Source organism: Paenibacillus sp. OSY-SE, assembly GCF_000283315.1.
GTDB classification, from domain to species: Bacteria; Bacillota; Bacilli; order Paenibacillales; family Paenibacillaceae; genus Paenibacillus_B; species Paenibacillus_B profundus.
In genome coordinates this window covers 89,045-114,389 of record NZ_ALKF01000185.1, presented here as the reverse complement: position 1 = coordinate 114,389, position 25,345 = coordinate 89,045, and the positions used below count along the sequence as shown (strand labels likewise).

Here is a 25,345-nt window from a genome sequence, read left to right as displayed (position 1 = left end):
TCAACTCCCTTTATCTCGCCTCCAATGCAAAAAGCCGACCTCGTGCGGTCGGCTCTTTCAGGTTTTTGGTGGAGGCGAGGGGAGTCGAACCCCTGTCCGAAGATAACGCAACAAAGGCTTCTACGGGTGTAGTCACAGTTTTGATGTCACCCGAGCATCGCCCCGTAACCGGCTATGCTTTGGGTCAGCCTGATTGTCTTCTTCAGCACACCCCAGACGGAGATGTGACAGCGTATCCCACTAAAGTTGAGCCCCTATCCCGCCACATGGGCGATGGAGAGTAGAAGCACGCTAACAGGTTATTAAGCTGCTAAAGCGTAGTTTGTTTGTTGTTTGCCGTTTAAATTGGCGTTCGCGTTGTTGAAGTGGACGCAGCCCCACTACCCGCTACCCGAGCCCGAACTATCCCCGTCGAATCCAAGAACGCCCCCATAATGATAAGCGACACATCTCGCCCATCTGGGGAGTTGGGTCTTGAATTAAGAGAAAAAGTTAAGACATAGATAGTGCAACATTCCACACTATTCAGTTGTCAAAGTGTAGCACTCGTTGTCAGCAACAATCGGATGACTAACTTCTTATCGTTACCGATACGTTTATTATAACACATGAGAGGCGAAGATGTTAGTCAACTTGTTGCCAACGTTACATGCCTTTTCCTTGGTTACTTCTGAGAACTGAGCCAGCACCATAACCCTTAATACTTCTGCCTCTCACGCAGCGCCCGCTGAATCTGGCGGTCCGCATCACGCTTGGCTTCTGTTGCGCGTTTATCATAATTCTTCTTACCGCGGCCGAGGCCAATCAGCAGCTTCGCAAAGCCGTTGCGCACATATATCTTAAGCGGAACAAGCGTATACCCTTCCTGCTTCGTCTGCCCGATGAGCTTGCTAATCTGCGCCTTGTGAAGCAGCAGCTTGCGCGCACGCGTCGGATCCGTAGGATTGTACCGATTCCCTTGCTCAAACGGACTGATGTGCATATTATGGATGAATATCTCACCTTTACGAATGGTCGCGAACGAATCGCTAATATTGGCTTTCCCCATCCGCAGCGACTTAATTTCCGTACCTGTCAGCACCATGCCTGCTTCATAAGTGTCCTCGATAAAATAATCATGGGACGCCTTCTTGTTTTGGGCCAGCACTTTATTCTCACTTTTTTTACCCATGATTGTCCTCCAACGTTACGGCGAATTACATGCTTCCAGCGAGAACATAATCTCGCTTAATGTTACTGCTCTATATACTATTGTATCAAAAAAGATCCATCGGACTCAAGAGATTAACCTTCTTTATCAAAAACCTGCTTTACGAAATCATGCGCACATCCTTGACACCTTTCATACTGAGCAACGCCTCACAACATGCCGCTATCGATTTCATATCCTCTGCCAACACCTTCAATTCGATACTAATCTGGTGCGGTTCATTCGAAGCATCCGATCGTTGAACGCTAGCAGTACTCGTGTCCCCTTCACCTTCCATATCGACCTCATCGTCATTTTCTTGCTCATGTTCATCTAAGTGCTCTTCTTCCTTCTCAGGACTCAGCCGTTTCGCCCAAGACTTCAGACCGGCCCCCTCTTTGCGCATCCGGATGCTGCGAACCGACATTCCCTGCTGCTCCACCTGAGTTGTCATCTCCGTCAGCCATCCTTCTCGCTCTTCCGCGATTACTTCCAGCTGATGAATGCGATGCGCCACCCGGTTCTTAAAGTCATATTTGTTCAATACCCATAACGCTACAAGGGATAATCCACACCCAACAAGTGCAGCCGAAAAAAAACCTGATCCGCAAGCCAAGCCGATAGCAGCCGATACCCACAGTGACGCTGCCGTCGTCAGCCCTTTGACGCTTGTGCCATTACGGATGATAGTCCCCGCTCCCAAGAACCCGACACCGCTGACCACCTGGGCAGCAATCCGCGCAATATCAACATCTGCCTTGTCATCAGCGCTAAGCTTTGGGAAGCCGTACACCGAAATAAGCATAACTAAAGCCGATCCCAAGCTAACCAACATATGAGTGCGAAGCCCAGCAGCCTGACTTCGTTTCTCCCGCTCCAACCCGATAAAGCCACCCAATATTAAAGCTAACACCATGCGCAGCACGACGTGGTAGACGGAAATATCTGAAGGACTCATCTGGCTTCACCCCATTTCTGTGGCTTTAATGTAAAGTATGTACATTATATCATAGGTATGCAGAAAGGGCTTACATGATGCGGAGATTCGCATCATCCACACCTTTGCTTCATTCTCCCCTTCCATCAGAAATACACAAAGTCCGAAGATGACAATAAACTTTGCCTAGTAAATGCGCCATCATGACTCAGACTTTTCTGTCATTACGTCTATACAAAATTATGACTTGTCCTCAACGCAAACCTTTCTGATGGTACGGGAGAATGATCATAAGGACTAGCTACGGACCGCAAGACCGACATCTATGAAAAATACGCAAATGCATGAACGTATGCTCGGCTCGCTGTTCTGAATGAAGGGGAGAGTGAGACTAAGAAGGAATCGACAACCCTTCTCCGAAGCATGACATCACGTCAGAAGGAAAAAGATCTTCCATCATAAAAACGGCCCTCCGCAGAGGACCGCTCCTTGTTCATTTACGAGCCATGAGTTACGAGTTACGAACTGCTTGCTTTACCGCTTCTTACGCACAAACTTAGCGGTTTTGCTGTTAGCTTTGCCTTTCTTGCGCGCAGCTTGCCCCGCTTCCTTCGTTTGCTCGCGAGCTTGGGCGGCAGATTCACCGATGAAAATGCCGCTCTCGGATGTTTTGCGGCCTTTCTTGCCTGCGCCTAATTTGCTGCCCCGGCCTGAACGATAGTCCCCGCCGCGGCTGCCATTCCGGTCGCTCCGATCGTTATCTTCTTGACTCGAACGGCCATAACCGCCGCGCCCCGATCCGAAGTCAAAATTGCGCGGACCGCGATCCACTTCATTTTCTGCATTCGCGATTAGGCGATCAACCCAGTTCGCATTATCTTGGTTTTGATTACCACGGGAACGCTGAGACTGATCGGCACCATTACCTTGGCCAAGGTGAATACCACCTTTGCCACGCTGGTGCGATCCTAAAGGTCTGTGTCCATTTCCCTTGTCAGCGGGTTGATGGGAAGCTCCAGCTCCTCCACTGCGGCGCCCATTACGACCATTCCGGTTCTGGCGCGCCCGGAATTCGCCTTGGTTATACCAATCACCATCGAACTCTTCGGCCTCGGGCGCATGAGGCACCTGCCCTTCAAGGCGTTCCGGAGCATGCTCATCTCTCATGTGTCCTTTCGCATGAGAGCGTCCTTGTCCGCCGCGGACATGCTGCTCACCGCCTGCACCGTACTCGTTATACACGGTATCGTCCGTACGCGATGGTCCGCGTCCTTCTTGATGAGTCGCTTGTGGCAGGTTCGCTTCATGCCGATTCGTGCGTCCACGATCCGTGGATCCACTGCGCCCTGCTCGAACTGTCTGTCCATTTCGCTGGGAACTACCGCGTCCTCCACGCTGCTGCTGGCCACCGCGCCCGTCACGCGATGTTCCGCCCCCACGGGTTTCGCGTCCATTGCCGCGGCCTTTTCGTTCTCCGCCGCGCTGATCCGTACCAGCACGACCGTGCTTGCGCTGCTCAAAGCCGAATTCCCGCGCATCACGCCCACCATAACGCGATGTGCTTGCCACAAGCTCGAAGTCAATCGTATGTTCCTCCATATTGACGCGGCCCACTCGGATGCGGACTTCATCGCCAATCCGGAACATTCTTGACGTACGCTCGCCAATGAGCACCATATGCTGCTCATGGAAGTGATAATAATCGTCGGACAGTTCGCTGAGGCGAATTAATCCTTCTACTGTATTATCCAGTTCCACGAACATGCCGAAGCTTGTCACGCTGCTAATAATACCGTCGAATTCTTCGCCCACCTTGTCCAGCATGAATTCAGCCTTCTTAAGAGCTTCCGTATCCCGTTCGGCATCAACCGCAACGCGCTCCCGTTCCGACGACTGCTGTGCAATATCCGGCATACGCGCATGCAGCTGCTCCAACCGCTTCTCCGGCAGCGCTCCGCCATGGTCGATAACTTCGCGAATAACACGGTGAATGACCAAGTCAGGGTAGCGCCGAATCGGCGATGTAAAGTGCGAGTAGAACTCTGCAGCCAAGCCGAAGTGGCCTGTGCTCTCCGCATCATACTTCGCTTGCTTCATCGAACGGAGCATCATCGTGCTAATGACGGTCTGCTCGCGTGTCCCTTCAATTTCCTCCAGCAGCATCTGCAGCGCGCGTGGATGGACCGAGTTGCCCTTGCCGCGCACGACATAGCCGAAGTTGGCAGCAAAGGACATGAAGTTGAACAGCTTCTCGCTATTCGGCTCCTCATGGATCCGATATAAGAACGGTACGCGCAGCCAATGAAAATGCTCTGCAACCGTCTCGTTCGCTGCCAGCATGAATTCTTCAATCATTTGCTCCGCGATCGAGCGCTCGCGCTTAATAATGTCGACCGGCTTGCCCTGTTCATCCACAATAACTTTTGACTCCTGGAAGTCAAAGTCAATGGCGCCGCGGTTCATACGTTTGCCGCGCAGCTTCAGCGCAAGCTCCTTCATCAGCATGAAGTTGTCGACCAAATACGCGTACCGTGCCGACACTTCCGGATCCTCATCCTCGACAATCAGACGAACGTTATTGTACGTCATCCGTTCCACCGTACGGATAACGCTTGAAAAGACATCGTGCTTGACGAGCTTCGCCTTCTCGTCGAACTCCATCTCACAGGACAGCGTCAAGCGGTCCACACGCGGATGAAGCGAACAGATTCCGTTCGACAGCCGATGCGGCAGCATCGGAATGACGCGATCGACCAAGTACACGCTGCATCCGCGCGCGTACGCTTCACGGTCGAGCGCCGAACCTTCACGGACGTAATAGCCAACATCGGCGATATGGACCCCGAGCTTGTAATGGCCATTCGGGAGCTTCTCCACATAGACGGCATCGTCCAAGTCCTTTGCATCCTCACCGTCAATCGTCACAATATTCAAGCCGCGCAAATCTCTGCGGCGCTGGCTTACAATTTCCTCTTCCGTAATGGCATCCGGAACCGACTCTGCTTCCGCCATTACTTCATCCGGGAATGCCTCTGGCAGCTGGTGCTTGCGGATGATCGACAAAATGTCGACGCCCGGGTCGTCTTTATGCCCGAGAATCTCAATGACCTCTCCTTGCGCAGCCGCTCTGCCTTCCGGATAATTTACAATACGGGCTACGACCTTCTGTCCGGTCACGGCTCCGTGCGTATCTTCCAGCGGAATAAATACGTCGCGGTTAATCCGCTTGTCGTCCGGCACTACAAAGCCGTACGTTTCATAATGCTGAAACACACCGACGATCTGTTCTACGGCGCGTTTCACGATGCGTATTACTTCACCTTCCATACGCGTACTTTCAAATGTTTTATTTGTCACGCGAACAAGCACCGTATCCCCATGCATCGCTGTCTTCAAATCATTCGCATGAATATATACGTCGGGATGACCCGTTTCTTCCGGAATAAGAAAGGCGAATCCTTTCGCATGCGCTTGCAGACGTCCCCGCAGCAAGTTCATGCGCTCCGGCACGCCGTAGCGATCCGAACGGGTACGAATGATCTTTCCCTCTTCCTCCAAGCGATTAAGCATAATTAAGAAGGCTTTAAATTCAGCCGCGCCTTCAATCGTAAAATGCTGCTCCAATTCCTGATAGGTCATCGGCTTATAAGCGGTTTCACGCATAAAGTCCAACAACTGTTGTTCCGATATCATTACCTCACCTCACACCTTGCCATGACCTGCATGATACAGTATACCAATATATAACCTAGTATACACGAAATTAAATGGTTACATCCCGGCTCTTTGCCACCATGTTAAGCCCATTAGGACAAAAACCTGAAATTGTTCTTATTTGCACCAATAAGGCCCCTTACTTTTCCATAATCTATGCCATAGGACGGTAATGTAATGGACCAGCCAGCAAGGACTTGTCTCATTTTTTCCACGATCATCGCCAACTATCCTCATGCATTCCTCTCATGATTCCGTGTTGATAAACAAAAAAAGCGAGGATCTCGTCCCCGCCTTGCGTTCGAATTTATACGTTATGCTTTTACAAAGTAAGCCACAATCATAGAAAGGATAAAGAATCCAGCCGCAAGACCGACTGTCGCACGTTGCAGGAACAACTCCAGACCGCGTGCCTTTTGCTTTCCGAAGAGATGTTCCGCACCGCCGGAGATGGCGCCTGACAGACCGGCACTTTTCCCTTTCTGCAGAAGCACAATGCTAATCAAGCCAATCGAAAAGATGACAAGCAGAATCTTCAAAAAAATTGTCACATTTACACCTCCTAATGCGTGTTACACGTTCGAAAAGCATAAAAACAGTATTATTATTGTAACACAAGGCTAAGCAACAGGCAAGGCTTGCCCGCTCTGTTCTGTTTATAGTTCTGTAATAGTGCCATTATCGTACCGCGCAAAGGGAAAAACAGGGGGCTTGGGCGCTCTAGCCTCATCTTCACTCCAACTTGGCCAGCCAGCGACCTTGAAAAAGAAAAAGCGAGTTCTGCGCTGCCACGCAAACCCGCTGCAATCTGCCACACTAGAGGACATCGCCCCTCTATTCTTCTCCGTGTTCCACCAAGCGCAATGCATTATGGCGCACAGGGCCCACATATTGGTTCAGTCGGAAAGAATGCCGAATCGCCTCTGTAATGAAGCGCTTGGCCGTATGGATGCTGTCGATAACGCTATGCCCCTTCGCAAGCTCTGCCGCCACTGCCGCCGAGTACGTACAGCCTGCCCCATGCGTATACGTTGTATCGATTAAATCGGCCTCCAACACTTCAAAGCCCTTGCCATCATATAACAAGTCGATCGACGTCGGGAGGCCAATTTTGGAGCCGCCCTTCACCAGCACATAACGCGCGCCATGCTCCTGAATAATCGCAGCAGCCTGCTTCATATCGTCCAAGGAGCGAATTGGCGCTGTGCCGGCGAGCTGTGCCGCCTCGAACAGGTTCGGCGTAACTACCGTTGCCTTCGGTACGAGAATGTCACGCAGCGCATCATTCGTCTCTGGATGCAGCGCTTCGTCCGCGCCTTTGCATACCATAACCGGGTCAACGACAATATTTGGAATGTCGTGCTTCTCAATCGTACGTGCCGCAAGCTCAATAATATCGATAGAACCAAGCATCCCAGTCTTCATCCCTTGGATGCCAATGCTTAGAATCGTCTTCAACTGCTCCTCTATCGTGGATAGCGCCACCGGAAAAACGCGATGCGCCCAATTGTCATTCGGGTCCATCGTCACAATTGTTGTCAACGCGGTCACACCGTATACTCCGCGTTCTTGGAAGGTTTTCAAGTCCGCTTGAATGCCGGCGCCGCCGCTGGAATCCGAGCCTGCTAACGTAAGAACTTTCATGATTGATTTCATCGTTTCGTAACCCCTTTATATGCCGCATTGTATACATTCATTATAACCGAATTATAGCGGCATATCTCGAGTTGACAAGCTATTTTTCGACAATGGAAATATTGCCGGCGTCCGTCCGCACTTGAATGACCATATTGCTCTTCATCTTCGATTCCGGCGAGGATACATTACCCAAATTCGCTCTTGCATCATACACGCCGTCGAACAAAGGGGAAACCAATATTTTGATGTTGCCTAAATTGCTTGACGCCTGTATCGGATGAGAGTTCTGCTGTTCAATAAATACGTTGCCCGCACTCGCATCTACATCGACCGGTCTGGTCGTATTCAACAGCTTCACTTCACCCAGTGAAGCATTAACTGTAATCGCGGCATCCACGTTCTCGGCTACGATTTTCCCGGCATCCGATTTCAAATTCACCTGCTCACCCTTCACCTGCTTCACAATCACCTGACCCAAGTTGCTCTCGGCATCGAGCTGCTTGACCTGTCCGTCCGTCATCACGAACGACCCCATTGCTAGCCTTGCTTGAAAGCGATCCAGAACCAATTCCTTCGGCGCATGAATATGAATCTCATGGTGCTGTTGACGGGAATTGAACTGGAATAAATTCAACCATTCCGCACTTTCGGTATCATCATAGTCCAGTCGAAGCACACCGTTCTCAACTTTCGTATTGCCGAGCTTCTGTATCGTCTGTTCAGGCGCTTGCCCGGATAGTTCAATTTTACGTTGCTCGTCAAAGTGCCAATTCACTTTGATCTCGCCCCGGTTCGCCTTCATTTCAATCTGCTTCAAATCAGGCTCTATCGCAAGGCTGTAGTTATAGCCGGGAAGCTGGGAATATAATAGTTTATCCATTCCGAAGTAAAACAGGCCTGCGATGCCTGCCACAATGCAGCCGATGCCCAGCAGGTTTAACCATACTCTTCTCATCTATCTTCTCTCCCTTCCCACATGAGCAACCCAGCGGATATAGCTCATATTGAGCCGCGCATAATTGCGGAACAAAGCGACCATTGCTTGAGTCAGGAAAATGCCAATTCCGAACGCGAGAACGATCAATGACATTTCCGCCCCATAAAAAACTCCGCCCAACGCCAGCTTGACAACATACAGAAGCGGAGAAACTAAAAAGCTGATTGCTGCGCCGCCTATTCCAATGCATACGCCCCAGCCTGCGACTAACAATGGCACAATCAACATACTCGCAAAGAAAACGCCAATGATGCCAAAGACGGTGCGGGAACGAACTGCGCCCGCTTCAGGCCCCGGGGGATACGGCATGGAGTGGTTCCCTTGACCATTATCCCATCGGCTGTCATAACCATGCTGCATTCCTGGCTGATGATTCATCTCTTGCCAAGGCGGCGGCATTTCATTGCTCCCGTTCATATGAGCGGCGTTCATAGGTCCATTGGAGAAGGATGGCTTCTCATCACGGTCCCCTAATAGCTCAACAGCAAGCTCTTCTGGATCGCCTAATTCCTTCGCGATTTCTTCCTCTGTCCGCCCCTGCTGCTTGCCAAATTCAAAGTGTGCATCATATTCCGCTAGTATTTCATTCCTGTCTTCCTCAGGAAGCGGCAACAGTCCAAGCTTCAGCTTTAATAGAAAATATTCTTTATGCACCTTATCTCACCCCTAGATCATATCGTTTGTATTCTTGTTCATTTCCACATTTGCTTATGGATTAGCTTCCAAATTTACTTCTGAAGATACATCTGCATCTCCGTCCACGGCTTCCGCCAGTAATGTGGCTACACCCGATACGAAGCTCTCCCATTCCGACACCAGCTCATTCATGTACGCTTTGCCTGCCGGAGTAAGCTTGTAATACTTGCGCGGCGGCCCTTCCGTCGATTCCTGCAAATAGGTCGTGCAGTGTCCGTCCCCTACCATGCGGCGGAGTACCGGATATAAGGCGCCTTCCGCGATTTCCACATGCTTCGAAATTTGCTGCGCCAATTCAAAGCCGTAGCGGTCGCGTTGATTAATGAGCACCATGACGCATAGACCAAGCACGCCTTTTTTAAATTGTATGATTTCTTTCAACCCCGTCACCCCCTAAACGATTCGTTATATACATCATTCAGTATTGTTCATTAAATAGTAGCTAGCAATAATTATATCGTCCTCACTTCCATTCAACAAGAGATTTTCATCAAAACTAGCCTCAGGTCCAGCTCGATCCCGTCTTGCGACGAGTGTGTCCGCATAGCGCCACAACAAAGAAGCCGAACTCCAACGGAGTCCGGCTTCCAAATCTAACGTTCCGCTAATGCGGATACGTCTTATTTCTTCAAGTTGTAGAAGGATTTCAGGCCTTCATAGCGAGATACGCTGCCCAAGTTGTCCTCGATGCGGAGCAATTGGTTGTATTTAGCCACACGGTCCGTACGGGAAGGAGCACCTGTCTTGATTTGACCCGCATTTGTCGCAACTGCGATGTCTGCGATTGTGCTGTCTTCGGATTCACCGGAGCGGTGGGACACAACTGCAGTGTAACCTGCGCGTTTTGCCATTTCGATCGCTTCGAACGTTTCTGTCAGCGTACCAATTTGGTTCACTTTGATCAAGATGGAGTTACCGATGCCTTCGGAAATACCTCTTGACAGACGCTCTGTGTTCGTAACGAACAAGTCGTCACCCACGAGCTGAACTTTGCTGCCCAATTTGTCAGTGAGCAATTTCCAACCTTCCCAATCGTCCTCGGAGCAGCCGTCTTCGATAGTAAGAATAGGGTATTTGTCCACCCAAGAAGCGAGCAAGTCAACGAATTCAGCGGAAGTGAAGGATTTGCCTTCGCCTGCCAACGTGTATTTGCCGTCTTTGTAGAACTCAGTAGAAGCTACGTCCATGCCCAAGAATACTTCTTCGCCTGGTTTGTAGCCGGCTTTTTCGATCGCTTCGATGATGATTTGGATTGCTTCTTCGTTCGAACCCAGGTTCGGTGCGAAGCCGCCCTCGTCACCTACAGCCGTATTCAAGCCTTTGCCTTGCAGTACGGATTTCAGGTTGTGGAAGATCTCAGCGCCCATGCGAAGCGCTTCTTTGAAGTTCGGAGCGCCAACTGGCAGAATCATGAACTCTTGCACGTCCACGTTGTTGTCCGCATGCTCACCACCGTTGATGATGTTCATCATTGGCACTGGCAATTGCTTCGCATTGAATCCGCCAAGGTACGTGTACAGTGGCATATCAAGCGCGTGAGCTGCTGCGCGTGCTACAGCCATGGATACAGCCAGAATTGCGTTTGCACCCAATTTGCCTTTGTTCGGCGTGCCGTCAAGCTCGATCATCGTACGGTCGATCAATACTTGATCCAAAGCGTCCATGCCGATAATTTCAGGCGCGATAATTTCATTTACGTTTTTAACAGCAGTTTCTACACCTTTGCCCATGAAACGGCCTTTGTCACCGTCGCGAAGCTCAACAGCTTCGTGAGCGCCTGTGGATGCGCCGGATGGCACGATAGCATGGCCAAATCCGCCGGATTCCAATTTCACTTCTACTTCTACTGTAGGGTTACCACGAGAGTCAAGCACTTCGCGTGCGTAAACGTCCATAATCATTGTCATGGTTGTACAACTCCTTTATTCTTTGTTGAATTTATTATAATGCAAGATAGGCAACGTACAAAATCCATACAGTTATTTCTTGGAAATCATCGATGTTCCGGTCATTTCCTTCGGCTTCGGCAGCTGCATCAAATCGAGAATCGTCGGTGCGATATCGGCCAAAATGCCGTCTTCACGCAAGGTGACGTTCTTGTCCGTTACGATGAACGGAACCGGATTTGTCGTATGCGCCGTGAACGGACGGCCCTCTTCGTCGAAGACCATATCCGCGTTGCCGTGGTCCGCCGTAATCAGGCAGACACCGCCTTGAGCAAGCACCGCTTCTACGACCTTGCTCATGCATTCGTCCGTTACTTCCACCGCTTTGATCGTCGGCTCCAGCTTCCCGGAGTGACCGACCATATCCGGATTCGCGAAGTTCAAAATGATCGTGTCGTGCACGCCGGATTCGATCTCGCGCACAGCCGCTTCCGCTACTTCATATGCGCTCATTTCCGGTTTCAGATCATATGTGGCAACTTTAGGCGACGAGATAAGCACTCGTTTTTCGCCAGGGAGCTCCACGTCGCGGCCGCCACTGAAGAAGAACGTAACGTGCGGGTATTTCTCCGTCTCCGCAATACGCAGCTGCTTCTTGCCTTGTTGGACAAGCACTTCGCCAAGCGTATTGTCGAGCTCTTTCGGTTTGTAGGCTACGAAGCCCCCGACCGTTTCTGCGAACAGCGTCAAGCAGACGAAGTACAGATCTTTCGGACATTTGTCTCCACGATCAAAGCCGCGGAAGTCTTCGTTCGTGAATACTTGCGACAATTGGATCGCGCGGTCCGGACGGAAGTTCGAGAAGATGACTGCATCGCCATCTTGTACAAGACCAACCGGTTGATCGTTCTCGTCCACAATAACCGTCGGCATGACGAACTCGTCAAATACAGAGTTCTCGTACGATTCCTTTACGGCTTGGATCGGATCGCGATATGTCGGGCCGTCGCCGTATACCATGGCGCGATAGGATTTCTCCGTACGCTCCCACCGTTTGTCGCGATCCATTGCATAATAACGGCCTTGAACCGTTGCAATTTGTCCGACGCCGATATCGTTAATCTTCGCTTGCAGACGCTCGATGTATTTAATCGCACTATCCGGAGCTACGTCGCGGCCGTCCAGGAAGGCGTGAATGTAAACATTCTTCAGCCCTTCTTTTGCTGCCAGCTCCAGCATGGCCAACGTATGGTCAATGTGGCTGTGCACACCGCCGTCAGACAGCAGTCCGTACAGATGCAAGTTTTTGTTGTTGTCTTTCGCATGGCGTACTGCGCCGAGCAGCGTGGCGTTATCGAAAAACTCCCCTTCACGAATCGACTTCGTAATCCGGGTCAAGTCTTGATAGACGATACGGCCGGCGCCGATATTCAAATGTCCTACCTCGGAGTTGCCCATTTGCCCTTCAGGCAAGCCCACCGCTTCGCCGCAAGCTGTCAGTGTCGTGTGCGGGTACATGTCCATATAGCGGTCGTAGTTCGGTTTGTTCGCTTGAGCAACAGCGTTGCCCTCAGTTACATTTCTAAGTCCGAAGCCGTCCATGATGATGAGTGCAACAGGTCTAGGTGCAGACATTCTACTTCGCCCCTTCCACCAAGGAGACGTAGGAAGCCGGCTGCAAGCTAGCGCCACCTACCAATGCGCCGTCAATGTCGCTTTGCGCCATATATTCACGCACATTCTCCGGCTTCACGCTGCCGCCGTATTGAATGCGGACCGCTTGAGCCACTTCATCGTTGTACAAGCCTGCAACAACGCTGCGGATGTAGCTGATGACTTCATTCGCATCTTGCGCTGTAGAAGATTTGCCTGTGCCGATCGCCCAGATTGGTTCATATGCGATGACGACTTCTTTCGCTTGTTCCGCAGACACGCCTTGGAACGCCGCTTCCGTTTGCACTTTGCACACGTCGTTCGTCTTGCCGGATTCACGCTCTTCGAGCGATTCGCCCACGCATACGATTGGCAGCAATCCGTTACGGAATGCCGCGTGCACTTTCTTGTTTACGATTTCGTCCGTCTCTGCGAAATAAGCGCGGCGCTCGGAGTGGCCGATAATAACATAATGCACGCCAAGATCCTTCAGCATCACACCGCTGATCTCACCTGTGAATGCGCCGGAATCTTCAAAGTGAAGATTTTGTGCGCCAATTTTGATGTTCGTGCCTTTCACTGCTTCAACAAGCGCAGGCAAGTTCGTAAATGGCGCGCAGATGACGCTCTCCACGCCGTCTACTTCCGCTTTGCCCTTCACTTCTGCTACAAAGGCAGTCGCTTCCGGTACCGTTTTGAACATTTTCCAGTTCCCTGCGATAATCGGTTGTCTCACGTGAATCACTCCTCTACACGTAAGGGAAGCGGCTCATTAGCCGCTGTCGCTTACTTGTTTAGTTGCTAACTGCTTACGATTACTTATCGTTCAATGCCACAACACCTGGCAATACTTTGCCTTCCATGAACTCAAGGGAAGCGCCGCCGCCTGTGGAGATGTGGTCCATCTTGTCTTTCAGCTTGAATTTCTCTACTGCCGCTGCAGAGTCGCCGCCGCCGATAATGGTGTAGCCTTGCGTTTCCGCACATGCTTCAGCTACCGCACGCGTGCCGTGAGAGAATGGCTCAATTTCGAACACGCCCATTGGTCCGTTCCATACGATGAGCTTAGAGTCCTTGATTACGTCAGCGAAAATTTCACGCGTCTTCGGTCCGATGTCAATGCCTTCCCATTCTGCAGGAATGCTGTCGACTGGCACGATTTGCGTGTTTGCATCTGCACTGAAGTCATCAGATACGACGATGTCAACGGGCAGGTACAAGTTTTTGCCGAGCTCTTTTGCTTTCTCGATAAAGCCAAGCGCAACCTCCAGCTTATCGTTGTCGACCAACGATTTGCCGATTTCGTGACCTTGCGCTTTGAAGAACGTATACGTCAATCCGCCGCCGATGATTACGTTATCAGCAATCTCCAGCATTTTGTTGATAACATCGATTTTGTCTTTTACTTTCGATCCGCCAACGATAGCGGTGAACGGACGTTCCGGGTTGGACAAAGCTTTGCTCAATACCGACAATTCTTTCTCCATCAACAGGCCGGACACGGCTGGCAAGTGATGCGCGATACCTTCTGTGGACGCATGGGCACGGTGCGCTGCACCGAACGCGTCATTCACATACAGATCCGCGAGCTCCGCGAATGCTTTCGCCAATTCTGGATCGTTTTTCTCTTCGCCTTTGTGGAAACGCACGTTCTCCAATACGATCACGTCGCCGTTTTCCATTTTTGCAATCTCGGCCTTCACGTTCTCGCCAATCGACTCATCGAGCTTCTTGACTGATTTGCCGAGCAATTCGCCAAGGCGAGCCGCAGCAGGCGTCAGGCGCATGGAATCAACCACTTCGCCTTTGGGACGACCCATATGGCTGGCCAGAATGACTTTCGCACCTTGCTCCACCAAGTATTTAATGGTTGGCAGCGTTTCTTGAATGCGTGTATCATCCGTAATCTTTCCGTCTTCCAATGGAACGTTGAAATCTACCCGCATAAATACGCGCTTACCTTTTACGTCTACATCACGTACGCTTTTCTTGTTCATCCCCGTGTTCCTCCTATCGTGTGCTTGAACCGCTTCACGCCTCTCTTAGAAAGAATCGTTATCAGGTTCTGTTATTCTGTATGGTTCATCATTCTTTCTCTATATCATCTGTATTTACATTACGGTGTTCGATATGTGTATGATTCTGTATCAATCGGTTCTATCTATAATAAAAATTCGTTATCATCGCATAATGACAGGCTTCGCTATGACTATGGCGATGTAATATTCCGTATCGGTTCTCGACATGCCTTGCTTATGGATCAAAGAGGAGACCGCAACGGTTACTCCTCTTTGATTGTCAAGCTATATAATTACAGACCTTTTTTAGCGATGAAAGCTGCCAAGTCTACAACGCGGTTGGAGTAGCCCCACTCGTTGTCGTACCAGGAAACAACTTTAACCATGTTTCCGCCGATTACCATCGTCGTCAAAGCGTCGATTGTGGAGGAAGCTGGGTCGCCATTGAAGTCGCTGGATACCAATGGCTCTTCGGAGTAGTTCAAGATGCCTTTCAAAGGACCTTCAGCTGCTTCTTTCAAAGCTGCGTTAACTTCTTCAACCGTTACGTTTTTCTCGAGTTCTACAACCAAGTCTGTAACAGACACGTTAGGTGTAGGAACGCGCATGGACATACCATTCAATTTGCCTTTCAATTCAGGCAATACGAGGGATACCGCTTTAGCAGCGCCTGTCGTAGTAGGAATGATGTTTTGAGCTGCTGCGCGTGCACGACGAAGGTCTTTGTGCGGCAGGTCAAGAACGTTTTGGTCGTTAGTGTAGGAGTGAATTGTGTTCATCATACCTTTAACGATACCGAATTTGTCGTTCAATACTTTAGCGAATGGCGCCAAGCAGTTCGTTGTGCAAGAAGCGTTGGAGATGATAGTATGGCTAGCTGCATCATACTTGTCTTCGTTAACGCCCATAACGATTGTGATATCTTCGTTCGTAGCAGGTGCGGAGATGATAACTTTCTTCGCGCCGCCTTTCAAGTGCATTTCAGCTTTGTCTTTCGCTGTGAAGATACCAGTGGACTCAACAACGATTTCTACGCCGTTAGCGCCCCAAGGCAAGTTTTCAGGGTTGCGCTCTGCAAATACTTTAACTTCTTTGCCGTTAACGATAAGCGCGCCTTCTTTAGCTTCAACCGTAGCGTCAAGAACGCCATGAGTTGTGTCATATTTCAACAGGTGAGCCAGTGTCTTTACATCTGTTAAATCGTTGATTGCAACGATTTCTACTTCCGAGTTGTTCAGAGCCGCGCGGAATACGTTACGTCCAATACGACCAAAGCCGTTAATACCAACTTTCACCATGATGATTCCTCCCATTTCCGTAAAAGGTTTAATTATTTATTGCTCAAGACGGCCCGAAGGCACATCGAGACCACATTGGTTCACAACTTCTTCTGCTGCCGCTTCGTCGATGACCAGAATATCTTCATGGCCTGAGCGCAAGACTGCGGTAATCGCCTCACCCTTGCTCTTGCCCCCGGCGACAGCAATGACGACCTCGGTGCGGGAAATATCTTCTAGACGCAAGCCTAATGTAAGCATCGTATGAACGACACGCCCGTCTCGGTCAAAATAGTATCCGAACGCTTCGGCGAGCGCTCCCGCTTGCACTAGCTGCTGCACAGTGGCATCGTCCACACTGCGCCGCTTCGCCATCACCAAGGCATCGCCGATTCCGTGCACGACGATGCGCGCTTGACGGATGACCTGCAATATATCTTGGATATTCGGCTCTTGCTTCAATGACTGGTACGCTTCTTCACTCAGCAAATCTGGCACGTGCAGTAATCGATACTGTGCGCCTAGACGCTTTGCCATCGTGGAAGCGATGGTGTTCGCTTGATGCTCTAAGCTCTCGCCAAGCCCTCCACGCGCAGGAACGAACCAGATCCCTTTCAGCGGCGATGAACTCGTCAATTGGTCTGCCATAGCAGCCAACGTGGAGCCGCCGGTTACTGCGACAACATCTTCCTTGCCCATAGCGCTGTTGAGCGCTTTGCACGCCGCTTGGCCCAACTCTTGCTTCACGGCAGCTGATACATCCGAATTGCCTGGTACGACAATAACCTGCTTCAAACCGAATGCTTGGCGGATACTTTCCTCTAGCTGACGCATACCGAGCAGCTCGCCCATGAAGGGCTCCAGTTGTTGAACAAGTTGCCGTCCCTCTTCACTGATTCGCATACCCGTGCTATCCGTTTCAATCAGGCCCTGCGCCTTCAAGAGGTCGGTTTCGGCACGAAGCACACGCTCGGTCATCTGCAATGATGTCGCCAGCGTTCTTCTTCCGATGCTTTCGGACAACATGATTTGATGCAGGATGGTGTAACGCTTCTTCAACAGTTCAATGAGTTCGGGCAGAAGTCGTTTCTGTATCTCTAACCAATCACGCATTCTCTCCACTCCTGATCTCCCAACCATTGGACTCAAAACGTCCCATCGCAACATTTTTTGTCCCACCACTATTCTACCGAATAATTGTGCATCTTGCAAGTATCCCGCATCTAGAATGTACAAGCATCGTGAAACTTATTCATAGCTTTACATCTTAGCTTTCAGGGACGAAGGCGCCTAAGACTTACTTAACCGTTTTCCTGTGTCAAAACGACAAATTTATTGCATTTTTTTATAATTTAGTTTTTATAATTTAGTTTTGGATAGCACACAATGACTTATTCCTGCTTTACTTTTTATTTCGCATATTTTAAAATGAATGACAGTCAGTCATTTTTGAAAGATGGGCGGTGTATACGTGAATTATAAGAAAGAAGCAAAATACGAAGCGCTGCTGCAATCCGCAATCGCACTTATTTCCGAAAAGGGCTTTCAGAAGACTTCCGTCGGTGACATCGTGAAACAGGCAGGCGTCGCACAAGGAACCTTCTATATCTATTTCCCGTCGAAGAATGATATCGTTCCGGCCGTAGCTGAGCATATACTTGAGCATTTGTTATCGCTGGTACAGGCAGAAGCCGAACCACTGGATAGTTTCTGGGATAAATTGAAGGCGGTCATCGACGCGTCCTTTGACATGACGTCCAAGTACAAGGAGGTCATTCTCTTATGCTACTCCGGTCTCGCGCTCCATCATTCCTTTCCGAAGTGGGAAGCCATCTACCAGCCTTATTATGACTGGTTTGCGGAGCAGCTTGCGGCAGCGCGGCATCATGGGGAGGTGTCTCTACAGTCCGATAGCAAGTCCGTCGTGCGCATGATCATTAATATGATTGAGCAGACGGCGGAAACCTACTTTTTCGTAGATATTCAGCAAGGTCGTGTGGACCCGCAGCCGTTGAAGGATGAACTGTTCTCTTTTATACAGCGCTCTTTGAAATAACTAACGGCTGTCATGTTTAATGCGTGTTCAAAAGGGCCACTTTTCAGCACCGAGAAGATTACAAGAACTCGAAGAAGGAGGAGCGCAATGTAGACGAGACTACATGAGCACCGGACTTCGAGAGTGAATGCAAGATTTGATGTCGAATCACATCTTGGGATGCATCGTGATCAAAAGGGGGCTTTTTGAACAACTTCGTTCACACTAATCATCCGGATTGACACAAATACAGGAGGTAATATACGTGGCTTGGCTACTCGTGCTTGGTTCTGCGATACTGGAAATCATTTGGGCGTCCGGTCTGAAGTATGCGACCCACACTTGGGAATGGATCATCGTCATCACCTTGATTACCGTGAGCTATTTAATGCTCATCCAATCGTACAAGAAACTTAACGTCGCAATCGCCTATACAGTGTTTGTCGGCATCGGAACGATAGGCACTTATGTAACAGGGATTTACTTAGGTGAAGATTTCAACGCCCTGCAAATTATGTTCTTACTCATTCTGCTCGGGGGCATCGTCGGCATGAAGATGGCTACTCCCAATGAAGAGAAGAATGGAAAGGAAGGCGCATAATGGCTTGGTTATATTTGATACTGTCGGGATTTGAAGAAATTATTGCGGTCATTGCCATGAAATATGTAGATGGATTCAAGAAAAAAACTCCATTAGTCATCATCACTCTCGGACTGGCCGCTTCCATCTGGCTGCTCACGCACGCCATGTCCGTTATCCCGTCCGGAGTGGCTTACGCAGTATGGGCCGGCGTCGGCGCGGTTGGCATTACGCTGGTCAGCTTGTTCTGGTTCAAGGAGAAATACAGCCGGACGCAATTCGTTTATTTAGGACTCATAGTCGTCGGCATTATCGGTCTTCGCCTCACGACATAATTACTAGTCACACCGGGCCGAACGGGCATAGAGGTTGGTTTTAACGCCATAAGGAATGTTTGCTTTCACTTTATCGCTTCACGGAGCTCAAACATTCCTTAATGGTCAAAAGGGAGCTTTTTGAACAACCTCTACTTGCAATTCACACATAGTTGTTTTATAATAATTCTTGCACCTTTTATACAAATGCGCCCGTGGTCCAATGGATATGACGTAGGCCTCCGGAGCCTGAGATCAAGGTTCGATTCCTTGCGGGCGCGCCAATAGTATCTTGTTGGTGCCTTAATATGAAGCACTCGTACGTATATAGGCTACATAAAGTCGAAAGCATCTTGATCCTCTCCTTACGCATAGGGGGACGGAGAAGGGTGTTTTTTTCATTTTATACCGCTCTGTCGGGACACTCACTGCAACAGCATATCTCCTTCACGCCTTATTCGTTACGCGCCCATCATCGCTGCTATGCAACACAAGCCCACCGAGTATTTCAGCTCCTTTATTGTACTGGTCGCATGTAGCATCTATTTTTCATTATTATCACGAAAAGTAGACCTCGAAGCTGTAGATGTAATTTTACAGTTCATAGGCTTAAGCATGACTTATTGCAAAGCGTAAGCTCCGCTCCTTTCCGTATTTTTATTACAACTATATAGGTAGCTGCAAGGTAGGCCGGTGTCGAAGTTAACCCATTGGAAAATGTACAATAGAATATAAGGTTTCGGTCGCTCAACGGCCTGTAGACTGGATTATGTCCAGTGAATTGGGCTATTTTCCTCAACTGATGTAGAAAAAGTGCCAAAGCACTGTATAAAATCCAATAGAACCTGCCGTAAAAGGCATACACGCCGGTTCTATTGCACAAAATCCAATGAAGTGAGGCAAGCAGGCAGGACTATGCCGACTTCTTCACCAACTCTTCTTCCTTTCTCCTCTATCCCCTTTCCAGCACAAACTGCCAACGCTCTGATTGCACCGGACATCGCGCGGTCATGCTCAGACGATAGAGCGAGTCGCCCCAAGCGGCACGCAGCTTCTCGCCTTCCAATGCAATCGTCTCCACCTGGATATCCCACATCGTCTCGTCATACGACATGTGCGCCTTCACTCCGCCCGCTTCATCTTGCAGCGCAATGACGCTGCGATGAACGTGCGGTTCATAAGCACACATCCAGTTCAGCACCACGTTCTGGCTTGGCTCCGCGAGCTGCACCGCCTCTTCCAGAATGATGCGGGACGGGGCGTCCGCCTCCCGCTGCAACGTGTACGTTCGTGTCCATTGACGTATGCCGGAATCGGCCGGATAGGCCGGAGCAATGTCCACAGTAAGCCGGGATACCACGCCGTCTGCCTCATGACGAACTTTACGCGTGCGATATTGACCACCATCCGCTTGCTCTATTCCGTTCACTTCCGGAACATTATGATAGCCGGACTGCATCGTCCAGATCGAATAGCGCTCCGGGCTGAACGTCTTCGCTGTATACGTGCCGACCCCTGCATCGATCCATAGCGGGCTGCCGTCCGCATATACGATGAAGCTGCCGATATCGTTATGGTTATGGCTTTCTCCGTTATGACCGCCCTTGGCGGCAAGGAACCAGCCCTGAGCGCCGCCCCGCTCCCGCGCGACCATCACTTCTACGCCAGCCATCCATATATCAAGCGGCAGCTCCAGCTCCGATTCAAGCTCATCCGCTTCCGGCATCGAGAAGAGCTCAGACAGCATACGCTGCAAACTAGGAATCTCTTCTCCTTCCCAGTGACGGTATTCATGCTGCTGCCGATATGCGTGCAGCCCGAATGCCTGCAGCTGCGCATCCCCGATCACATGTCCGAATTGGGCGATTAATCCGGCGGGTACAGAAAGCTTGGCAGCCGAATCTGCAAAATTCACATACGCCTCGCCTCCGATGTGCATATGAAGGATGTATTTTGCCATGTTCCGAATTTTAGTGTCATCGAACACCGATACTGCTCCGTCCGTGGCGCTATGCAACAATTGCAAAGCATCATACAGCGATGCAGCAGCACGCCCCCAATAAGCTGGCCCTTCATCGCATCCCCCGTCCTCTTTATAGGAAGCGATAAAGCGGTCCAAGCTGCGAAGCGCCTTGTGAACCAAGGAGACGCGGCGCCGCTCGTCCTCCTCGATAAGCAGCAGAACAGCCAAACAGTTGGAATTGCACCAAGGATTCCAATTGTTTACGAGCATATCAGGCTGGAAAGACATCCACCAGTAATTATCCTCCCGCTCGTACGAGTCCAGAATGCGCACATGAAGCTCCCGGCGCACACGCTTCCCTAGCTGCGGACAATGCGCATCCAACGCTTCTCCCAGCAAGTAGTACGACCAAGCTACCAACGCAGCCGTCTCTCCCGCACCCAAATCGATGACCGGCTCATCGATATCAGGAAGCGAGTAGACCTCTTTGCGGCTAATATCGCTTAAATGGGCCGGCCAGCACCAGGTGCTCTCCTCGCATACCGCCCAGATGCCGTTCACGATATCGTCGAGAAAGCGTCCATTGTATTCCATGCTCTCGGCCAAGACGAGGCGGACCAGCGCCTTACGGCGCGCAAAGTAGGCCTCCTGGTATCGTGTGCGGTTGCCTGTCCGCACATAATCCATATACAATGAGGCCGGCAGCACGGGCCACTCCGCATGAAGATAAGTCTCCCCTTGCGCTATCCAGAACGCCCGTATATCATCCGCTAGCCGCAGCCAGCTCTCCCGGCGTGCAGCCTTGGGAAACGGCTCATATGCATAGGATGGAATCAGCTTCTCTTGCAACAGGTCCAGACTATACCGTTCTATCAGCATATACAATCCTCCCATTTTTCTCTTTATGAATTGCTTTGGAACTTAACGCAAGCGCTTACATTTATGCTATACTAGAGCATGTTTCACCCCAACATCTTAAGATCATGTTAGGAGGGGCCGTACGTTGCTTGCTGCCATGACCAAAAAAGTCTCCCATCTGCTGCGTCCTGTCTATCACAAGCAAAAGATGCTTATTTCCATGCTGCTGCTGGCGACCATCCCCGTGCTTGTGTTGGGGCTGACCATTTCTAACGTCCTGACTTCTACAATACGGGAACAAGCCACTCTATATAATACGACTTTGCTCCAGCATGCCCAGAGCAAGATGAACGATCAGATCAAAAAAATTGATGAACTCCTGCTTCAATATACGTATTCCGATAAACGTGCCTATCCCGGCATTCTAGCTCAATTCGCGATGAAAGAACTGTCCGCGCGCCATCCTGAAGTGGTGCGCCAGCTTCAGAACGTGCTCGTTAACATCCGCAGCGGCATGGAGCATGTCATCGAGCTCGATTTTTATTCCTTCCAGTCTGCACGCATTCTGACCTCGGATAATCACTTGCTGAGCGAGGAAGAGTTCCGCGACCCGCTCGCGCTGGATATGGCCAGGCACATCTCACTGCAAGGCGTGTGGATCGATACGCGCACCAGCATTCCAGCCAACAAGCGCATTGACCGGAACGTACTGACATTAATCCGGCCCGTAGCCGAGGATTCTACCGAGAAGAAGTCGATTACAGGTGCCATTATTGCCTACCTCGATGCCGACACGCTCGGCAATCAGATGTCAGCGAAGAATAGCTATTCCACACTCTCCCTCTTCGTAGTGAACGGGCACGGTCAGATCATTCTGGATACCGATCGCAGGCAGATCGGCAGAGCGATCAATCTCGACAACTTAGAGCAGATCAAGAACGCCGAGCCGCTGGCACAGATTCGCACCCGGCTGAATGGAGTCTCCTCCGTCCTAAGCGTTCTGCCTTCCCGGAATCAGGATTGGTACTACATATCGGCGATCTCGGAAGACGAGCTGAACCGAAGCGCGAATCAGGTGCAATGGCTAACCATCGGCATTTCGTTAAGCTTCGTCGCCATTGCCGCATTCCTGTCTCTGCGAGCAGCATCTAACTTGTACCGTCCGGTCCGCAAGCTGACCCAGGCCATTCAGCCGCTCCGCTCGTCAGATCAGCCAGCAGGCCAGGAAAGATGCAATGAAATGGATCAGGTGCACCGGGCTATCGAAGCGATGATACGCGAGAACCAGCAGCTCGAGAGCAGCCTGAGCCGCTATCGGGACAAGATGGAGCAGCATACGCTGCATCAATATTTGCTCGGCAGCATCCAAGAGCACGATGCGCGCGCTGACATTCAATACGGTCAGGATGCTTCCTATATCGCTATCATGCTGCTCACCTTCGATACGTGGAAGCTGCATGCCAAATATCCGCACGATGATCAATACTTGCTCTACTTCGCCGTAGAAAATATGGCGCTCGAGCTTGCTGAGCGTTATGGTCAGGCGCACTCGCTCATGATGAAGCCTGGACAATTCGCCGTCTTTATTTCCAGTCAGGAACCGCTCGAGCCGGAGGTGCTGAAGCAAGCCAGCGCCGACCTGCTGCATGCCATTGAGACGTATCTGCAGTTAACCGTCACCTTGTCCGTCTCCTATTCTCTGCAAGGACTCGGCGGACTCCCTGACGCCTACAAGCAAGCGGAACAAGCTTCACGTTACCGGTTCGTGCTGCACGAAGACCAGGCCATCTTCATTCATGAATTGGACCCTGCCATGAGCATCCAGCTGGAGGATATTGCAGAGTCCACCTACAAGATTGTGGACAGCTTGAAAGCTTCGAAGCTCGAGCCCGCGCAGACCGAATTCATACATCTCATGGAAGGATTGAAGGAAGGTGCCGTCTTCTCCGTAGATTCGGTGCACGGCTTCTTCTCCCAGCTGCTGGGCTCGATTCTCCGCTGTATGCAGCAGCATCACAGTATGGAATTCAAGCCGGAGCTGCAGCGTCTGCTGCTCAGCAGCTTGTCCGCGCAGCAGACGCTGGGCGATGTGGAAGCGTTCTTCCTTAAGGAAGTGTTCCAACGGCTGAAGGTGGCGCTCGATGAACAGGCTCATCCGAAGCATACAGAGCTTATCCAACGCATCGTCACCTACATCCATGAGCATTACGACCAAGACATCTCGCTGCAGCAATGCGCAGATGCCATCGGCTTGAATACGTTCCAGGTCAGCCGATTATTCAAGAAGCATACAGGCCGCAACTTCGTAGACTACGTCATTACGTATCGCATCGATCGGGCGAAGGACATGCTCCTCCATACCGACTTGCGTATTCAGGACATTGCCGAGAAGCTTCGCTATACGTCGGTGCAAAATTTTATCCGCACATTCAAGAAGACGACGGGAACGACACCGGGGCAATATCGCAAGCACATGTCAGAGCAATAGCCGGACGCCTGGCAGCTCGCGCGTCGCGCCGTTAAGCTTCCGTCGCGGTCCGCTTCCGGATCGCTTCCCGAGCTCACGGTGCCCTTACACCTCCAAGCCAATAAGCAGCAGGCGTAATGTCGGAACGCCTGCTGCTCAGCACTTTAACTATCCTTTTACCGCGCCAAGTGTCAACCCTTGCACAAAATAACGCTGCAAGAATGGATAGAGCACGACAATCGGGAACGAAGCCAGCACGACCGTCGCCATCTGAATCGATACCGAAGGCGGGAGCGGAACGTTCGGATCCAGGTTGGAAAAGATATCGGCCTGTCCGATGAGCACCACTTGACGCAACAGAATTTGCAGCGGCCATTTGTCCGGGTCGTTCAAATACAAAATCGCAGAGAAATACTGGTTCCAGTTCCCCACCGCATAAAATAGGGTGAACGTCGCCAAAATGGGCAGCGACAACGGGAATACGATATGGCCCAAAATTCGCAAATCTCCGCAGCCGTCGATGCGGGCCGACTCGATGACGCTCTCCGGCAGCGATTCGAAGAAGTCGCGCATGACCAGCATGTTGAAGGCAGAAATCGCTCCCGGTAGGATGAGCGCCCACAGGGAGTTAATCAAGCCCGTCCCCTTGACCACCAGGTACGTCGGAATCATGCCGCCGCCGAACAGCATCGTGAACAGCACCATGAACATAATGACACGCCGGGCGCTGAATTGCGGCCTAGAGCACACATAGGCCAACAGGGCGGTCAGAACGACATTGATGAGCGTCCCCATAACGGTCAGCCACACCGTATTTTTCAAGGAAATGAAGAATACGCCTGTATCAAAGATGTAACGGTATGCCTCAGTCGTCCAAGTCGACGGCCAGAGGATGAACCGGCCTGACAGCGATTCCTCCGTCGTTGCGAACGACATCGCAAAAACGTGAATAATGGGAAGTATCGTGACCAGAGCCAAAACAATAAGCAAAGTCAGATTGATGGCATTAAACCACCGATCCCCGCTCCTCATGCGCTGTAACAATGATGCTCACTCCTTTCATGCCGCCGCACGCGTTCAAGCCAATCCGCACGACGGCAACGTGCTATTGCCTAGCCTTATC

Annotated in this window: 20 protein-coding genes, 1 tRNA gene and 1 other RNA gene; 5 read left to right on the top strand and 17 right to left on the bottom strand. The window is 50.7% G+C overall.

The window, feature by feature from the left end; genetic code table 11:
• Positions 1–66: 66 nt before the first annotated feature.
• The 15 genes from ssrA to A372_RS0116640 all read right to left on the bottom strand — a co-directional run bounded on the left by ssrA (position 67) and on the right by A372_RS0116640 (position 17,118).
• Positions 67–431, bottom strand: a transfer-messenger RNA (tmRNA) gene (gene ssrA / locus A372_RS36440).
• 266 nt (positions 432–697) lie between these two features.
• A complete protein-coding gene (gene smpB / locus A372_RS0116710; RefSeq protein WP_019422025.1) occupies positions 698–1,171 on the bottom strand; it encodes an SsrA-binding protein SmpB in 474 nt (157 codons plus the stop codon).
• A gap of 139 nt (positions 1,172–1,310) precedes the next feature.
• A complete protein-coding gene (locus A372_RS0116705; RefSeq protein WP_019422024.1) occupies positions 1,311–2,147 on the bottom strand; it encodes an MgtC/SapB family protein in 837 nt (278 codons plus the stop codon).
• 513 nt (positions 2,148–2,660) lie between these two features.
• The gene (gene rnr, locus A372_RS0116700) at positions 2,661–5,819 is read right to left on the bottom strand and encodes a ribonuclease R (protein WP_019422023.1); all 3,159 of its coding nucleotides are present in this window, start codon (positions 5,817–5,819) and stop codon (positions 2,661–2,663) included.
• Positions 5,820–6,154: 335 nt separating this feature from the next.
• Positions 6,155–6,391, bottom strand: coding sequence for a preprotein translocase subunit SecG (gene secG / locus A372_RS0116690; RefSeq protein ID WP_019422021.1), 237 nt, complete (start codon positions 6,389–6,391; stop codon positions 6,155–6,157).
• A gap of 283 nt (positions 6,392–6,674) precedes the next feature.
• Positions 6,675–7,496: a pyridoxine/pyridoxal/pyridoxamine kinase gene (pdxK, locus tag A372_RS0116685; protein ID WP_019422020.1), complete on the bottom strand. Its 822-nt coding sequence runs from the start codon at positions 7,494–7,496 to the stop codon at positions 6,675–6,677.
• A 79-nt stretch (positions 7,497–7,575) separates the two neighbouring features.
• Positions 7,576–8,433 (bottom strand): DUF4097 family beta strand repeat-containing protein, encoded by an 858-nt coding sequence (locus A372_RS0116680; RefSeq protein WP_019422019.1) that lies wholly within the window; start codon positions 8,431–8,433, stop codon positions 7,576–7,578.
• Entirely contained in the window at positions 8,434–9,129 is a 696-nt protein-coding gene (locus A372_RS0116675; RefSeq protein ID WP_019422018.1) for a DUF1700 domain-containing protein, read from the bottom strand.
• Positions 9,130–9,183: 54 nt separating this feature from the next.
• Positions 9,184–9,552 (bottom strand): PadR family transcriptional regulator, encoded by a 369-nt coding sequence (locus A372_RS0116670; protein ID WP_019422017.1) that lies wholly within the window; start codon positions 9,550–9,552, stop codon positions 9,184–9,186.
• A gap of 239 nt (positions 9,553–9,791) precedes the next feature.
• Entirely contained in the window at positions 9,792–11,078 is a 1,287-nt protein-coding gene (gene eno / locus A372_RS0116665; protein ID WP_019422016.1) for a phosphopyruvate hydratase, read from the bottom strand.
• Positions 11,079–11,150: 72 nt separating this feature from the next.
• On the bottom strand, positions 11,151–12,692 hold the full coding sequence (gene gpmI / locus A372_RS0116660) for a 2,3-bisphosphoglycerate-independent phosphoglycerate mutase (protein ID WP_019422015.1): 1,542 nt from the start codon (positions 12,690–12,692) through the stop codon (positions 11,151–11,153).
• A 1-nt stretch (position 12,693) separates the two neighbouring features.
• On the bottom strand, positions 12,694–13,446 hold the full coding sequence (tpiA, locus tag A372_RS0116655) for a triose-phosphate isomerase (RefSeq protein WP_019422014.1): 753 nt from the start codon (positions 13,444–13,446) through the stop codon (positions 12,694–12,696).
• Between the two features lie 79 nt (positions 13,447–13,525).
• Positions 13,526–14,707, bottom strand: coding sequence for a phosphoglycerate kinase (locus A372_RS0116650; protein WP_019422013.1), 1,182 nt, complete (start codon positions 14,705–14,707; stop codon positions 13,526–13,528).
• Between the two features lie 314 nt (positions 14,708–15,021).
• Positions 15,022–16,026 carry a type I glyceraldehyde-3-phosphate dehydrogenase gene (gap, locus tag A372_RS0116645; RefSeq protein ID WP_019422012.1) on the bottom strand — a complete coding sequence of 335 codons (1,005 nt, stop codon included), beginning with the start codon at positions 16,024–16,026 and terminating at the stop codon, positions 15,022–15,024.
• 36 nt (positions 16,027–16,062) lie between these two features.
• Positions 16,063–17,118 (bottom strand): sugar-binding transcriptional regulator, encoded by a 1,056-nt coding sequence (locus tag A372_RS0116640; protein ID WP_019422011.1) that lies wholly within the window; start codon positions 17,116–17,118, stop codon positions 16,063–16,065.
• Between the two features lie 358 nt (positions 17,119–17,476).
• Between A372_RS0116640 and A372_RS0116635 the strand changes: the two genes are divergently transcribed.
• From A372_RS0116635 to A372_RS0116620, 4 genes are all read left to right on the top strand, one after another.
• A complete protein-coding gene (locus A372_RS0116635) occupies positions 17,477–18,061 on the top strand; it encodes a TetR family transcriptional regulator (RefSeq protein ID WP_019422010.1) in 585 nt (194 codons plus the stop codon).
• A 244-nt stretch (positions 18,062–18,305) separates the two neighbouring features.
• Complete coding sequence (locus A372_RS0116630; protein ID WP_019422009.1) at positions 18,306–18,641, top strand: DMT family transporter; 336 nt, start codon at positions 18,306–18,308, stop codon at positions 18,639–18,641.
• Positions 18,641–18,955, top strand: a complete 315-nt coding sequence (locus A372_RS0116625) for a DMT family transporter (protein WP_019422008.1) — start codon at positions 18,641–18,643, stop codon at positions 18,953–18,955. Before A372_RS0116630 ends, A372_RS0116625 begins: the two co-directional genes overlap by 1 nt.
• A gap of 188 nt (positions 18,956–19,143) precedes the next feature.
• A tRNA-Arg gene (locus A372_RS0116620) sits at positions 19,144–19,218 on the top strand.
• Positions 19,219–19,886: 668 nt separating this feature from the next.
• Here the strand turns inward: A372_RS0116620 and A372_RS0116615 are convergent.
• Positions 19,887–21,776 (bottom strand): heparinase II/III domain-containing protein, encoded by a 1,890-nt coding sequence (locus A372_RS0116615; protein ID WP_019422007.1) that lies wholly within the window; start codon positions 21,774–21,776, stop codon positions 19,887–19,889.
• A 124-nt stretch (positions 21,777–21,900) separates the two neighbouring features.
• Here A372_RS0116615 and A372_RS0116610 point away from each other — a divergent pair, with 124 nt between their 5' ends.
• Positions 21,901–24,243, top strand: coding sequence for a helix-turn-helix domain-containing protein (locus A372_RS0116610; protein ID WP_019422006.1), 2,343 nt, complete (start codon positions 21,901–21,903; stop codon positions 24,241–24,243).
• Positions 24,244–24,390: 147 nt separating this feature from the next.
• Here the strand turns inward: A372_RS0116610 and A372_RS0116605 are convergent, their stop codons facing one another.
• Complete coding sequence (locus tag A372_RS0116605; protein WP_019422005.1) at positions 24,391–25,266, bottom strand: carbohydrate ABC transporter permease; 876 nt, start codon at positions 25,264–25,266, stop codon at positions 24,391–24,393.
• Positions 25,267–25,345 lie beyond the last annotated feature (79 nt).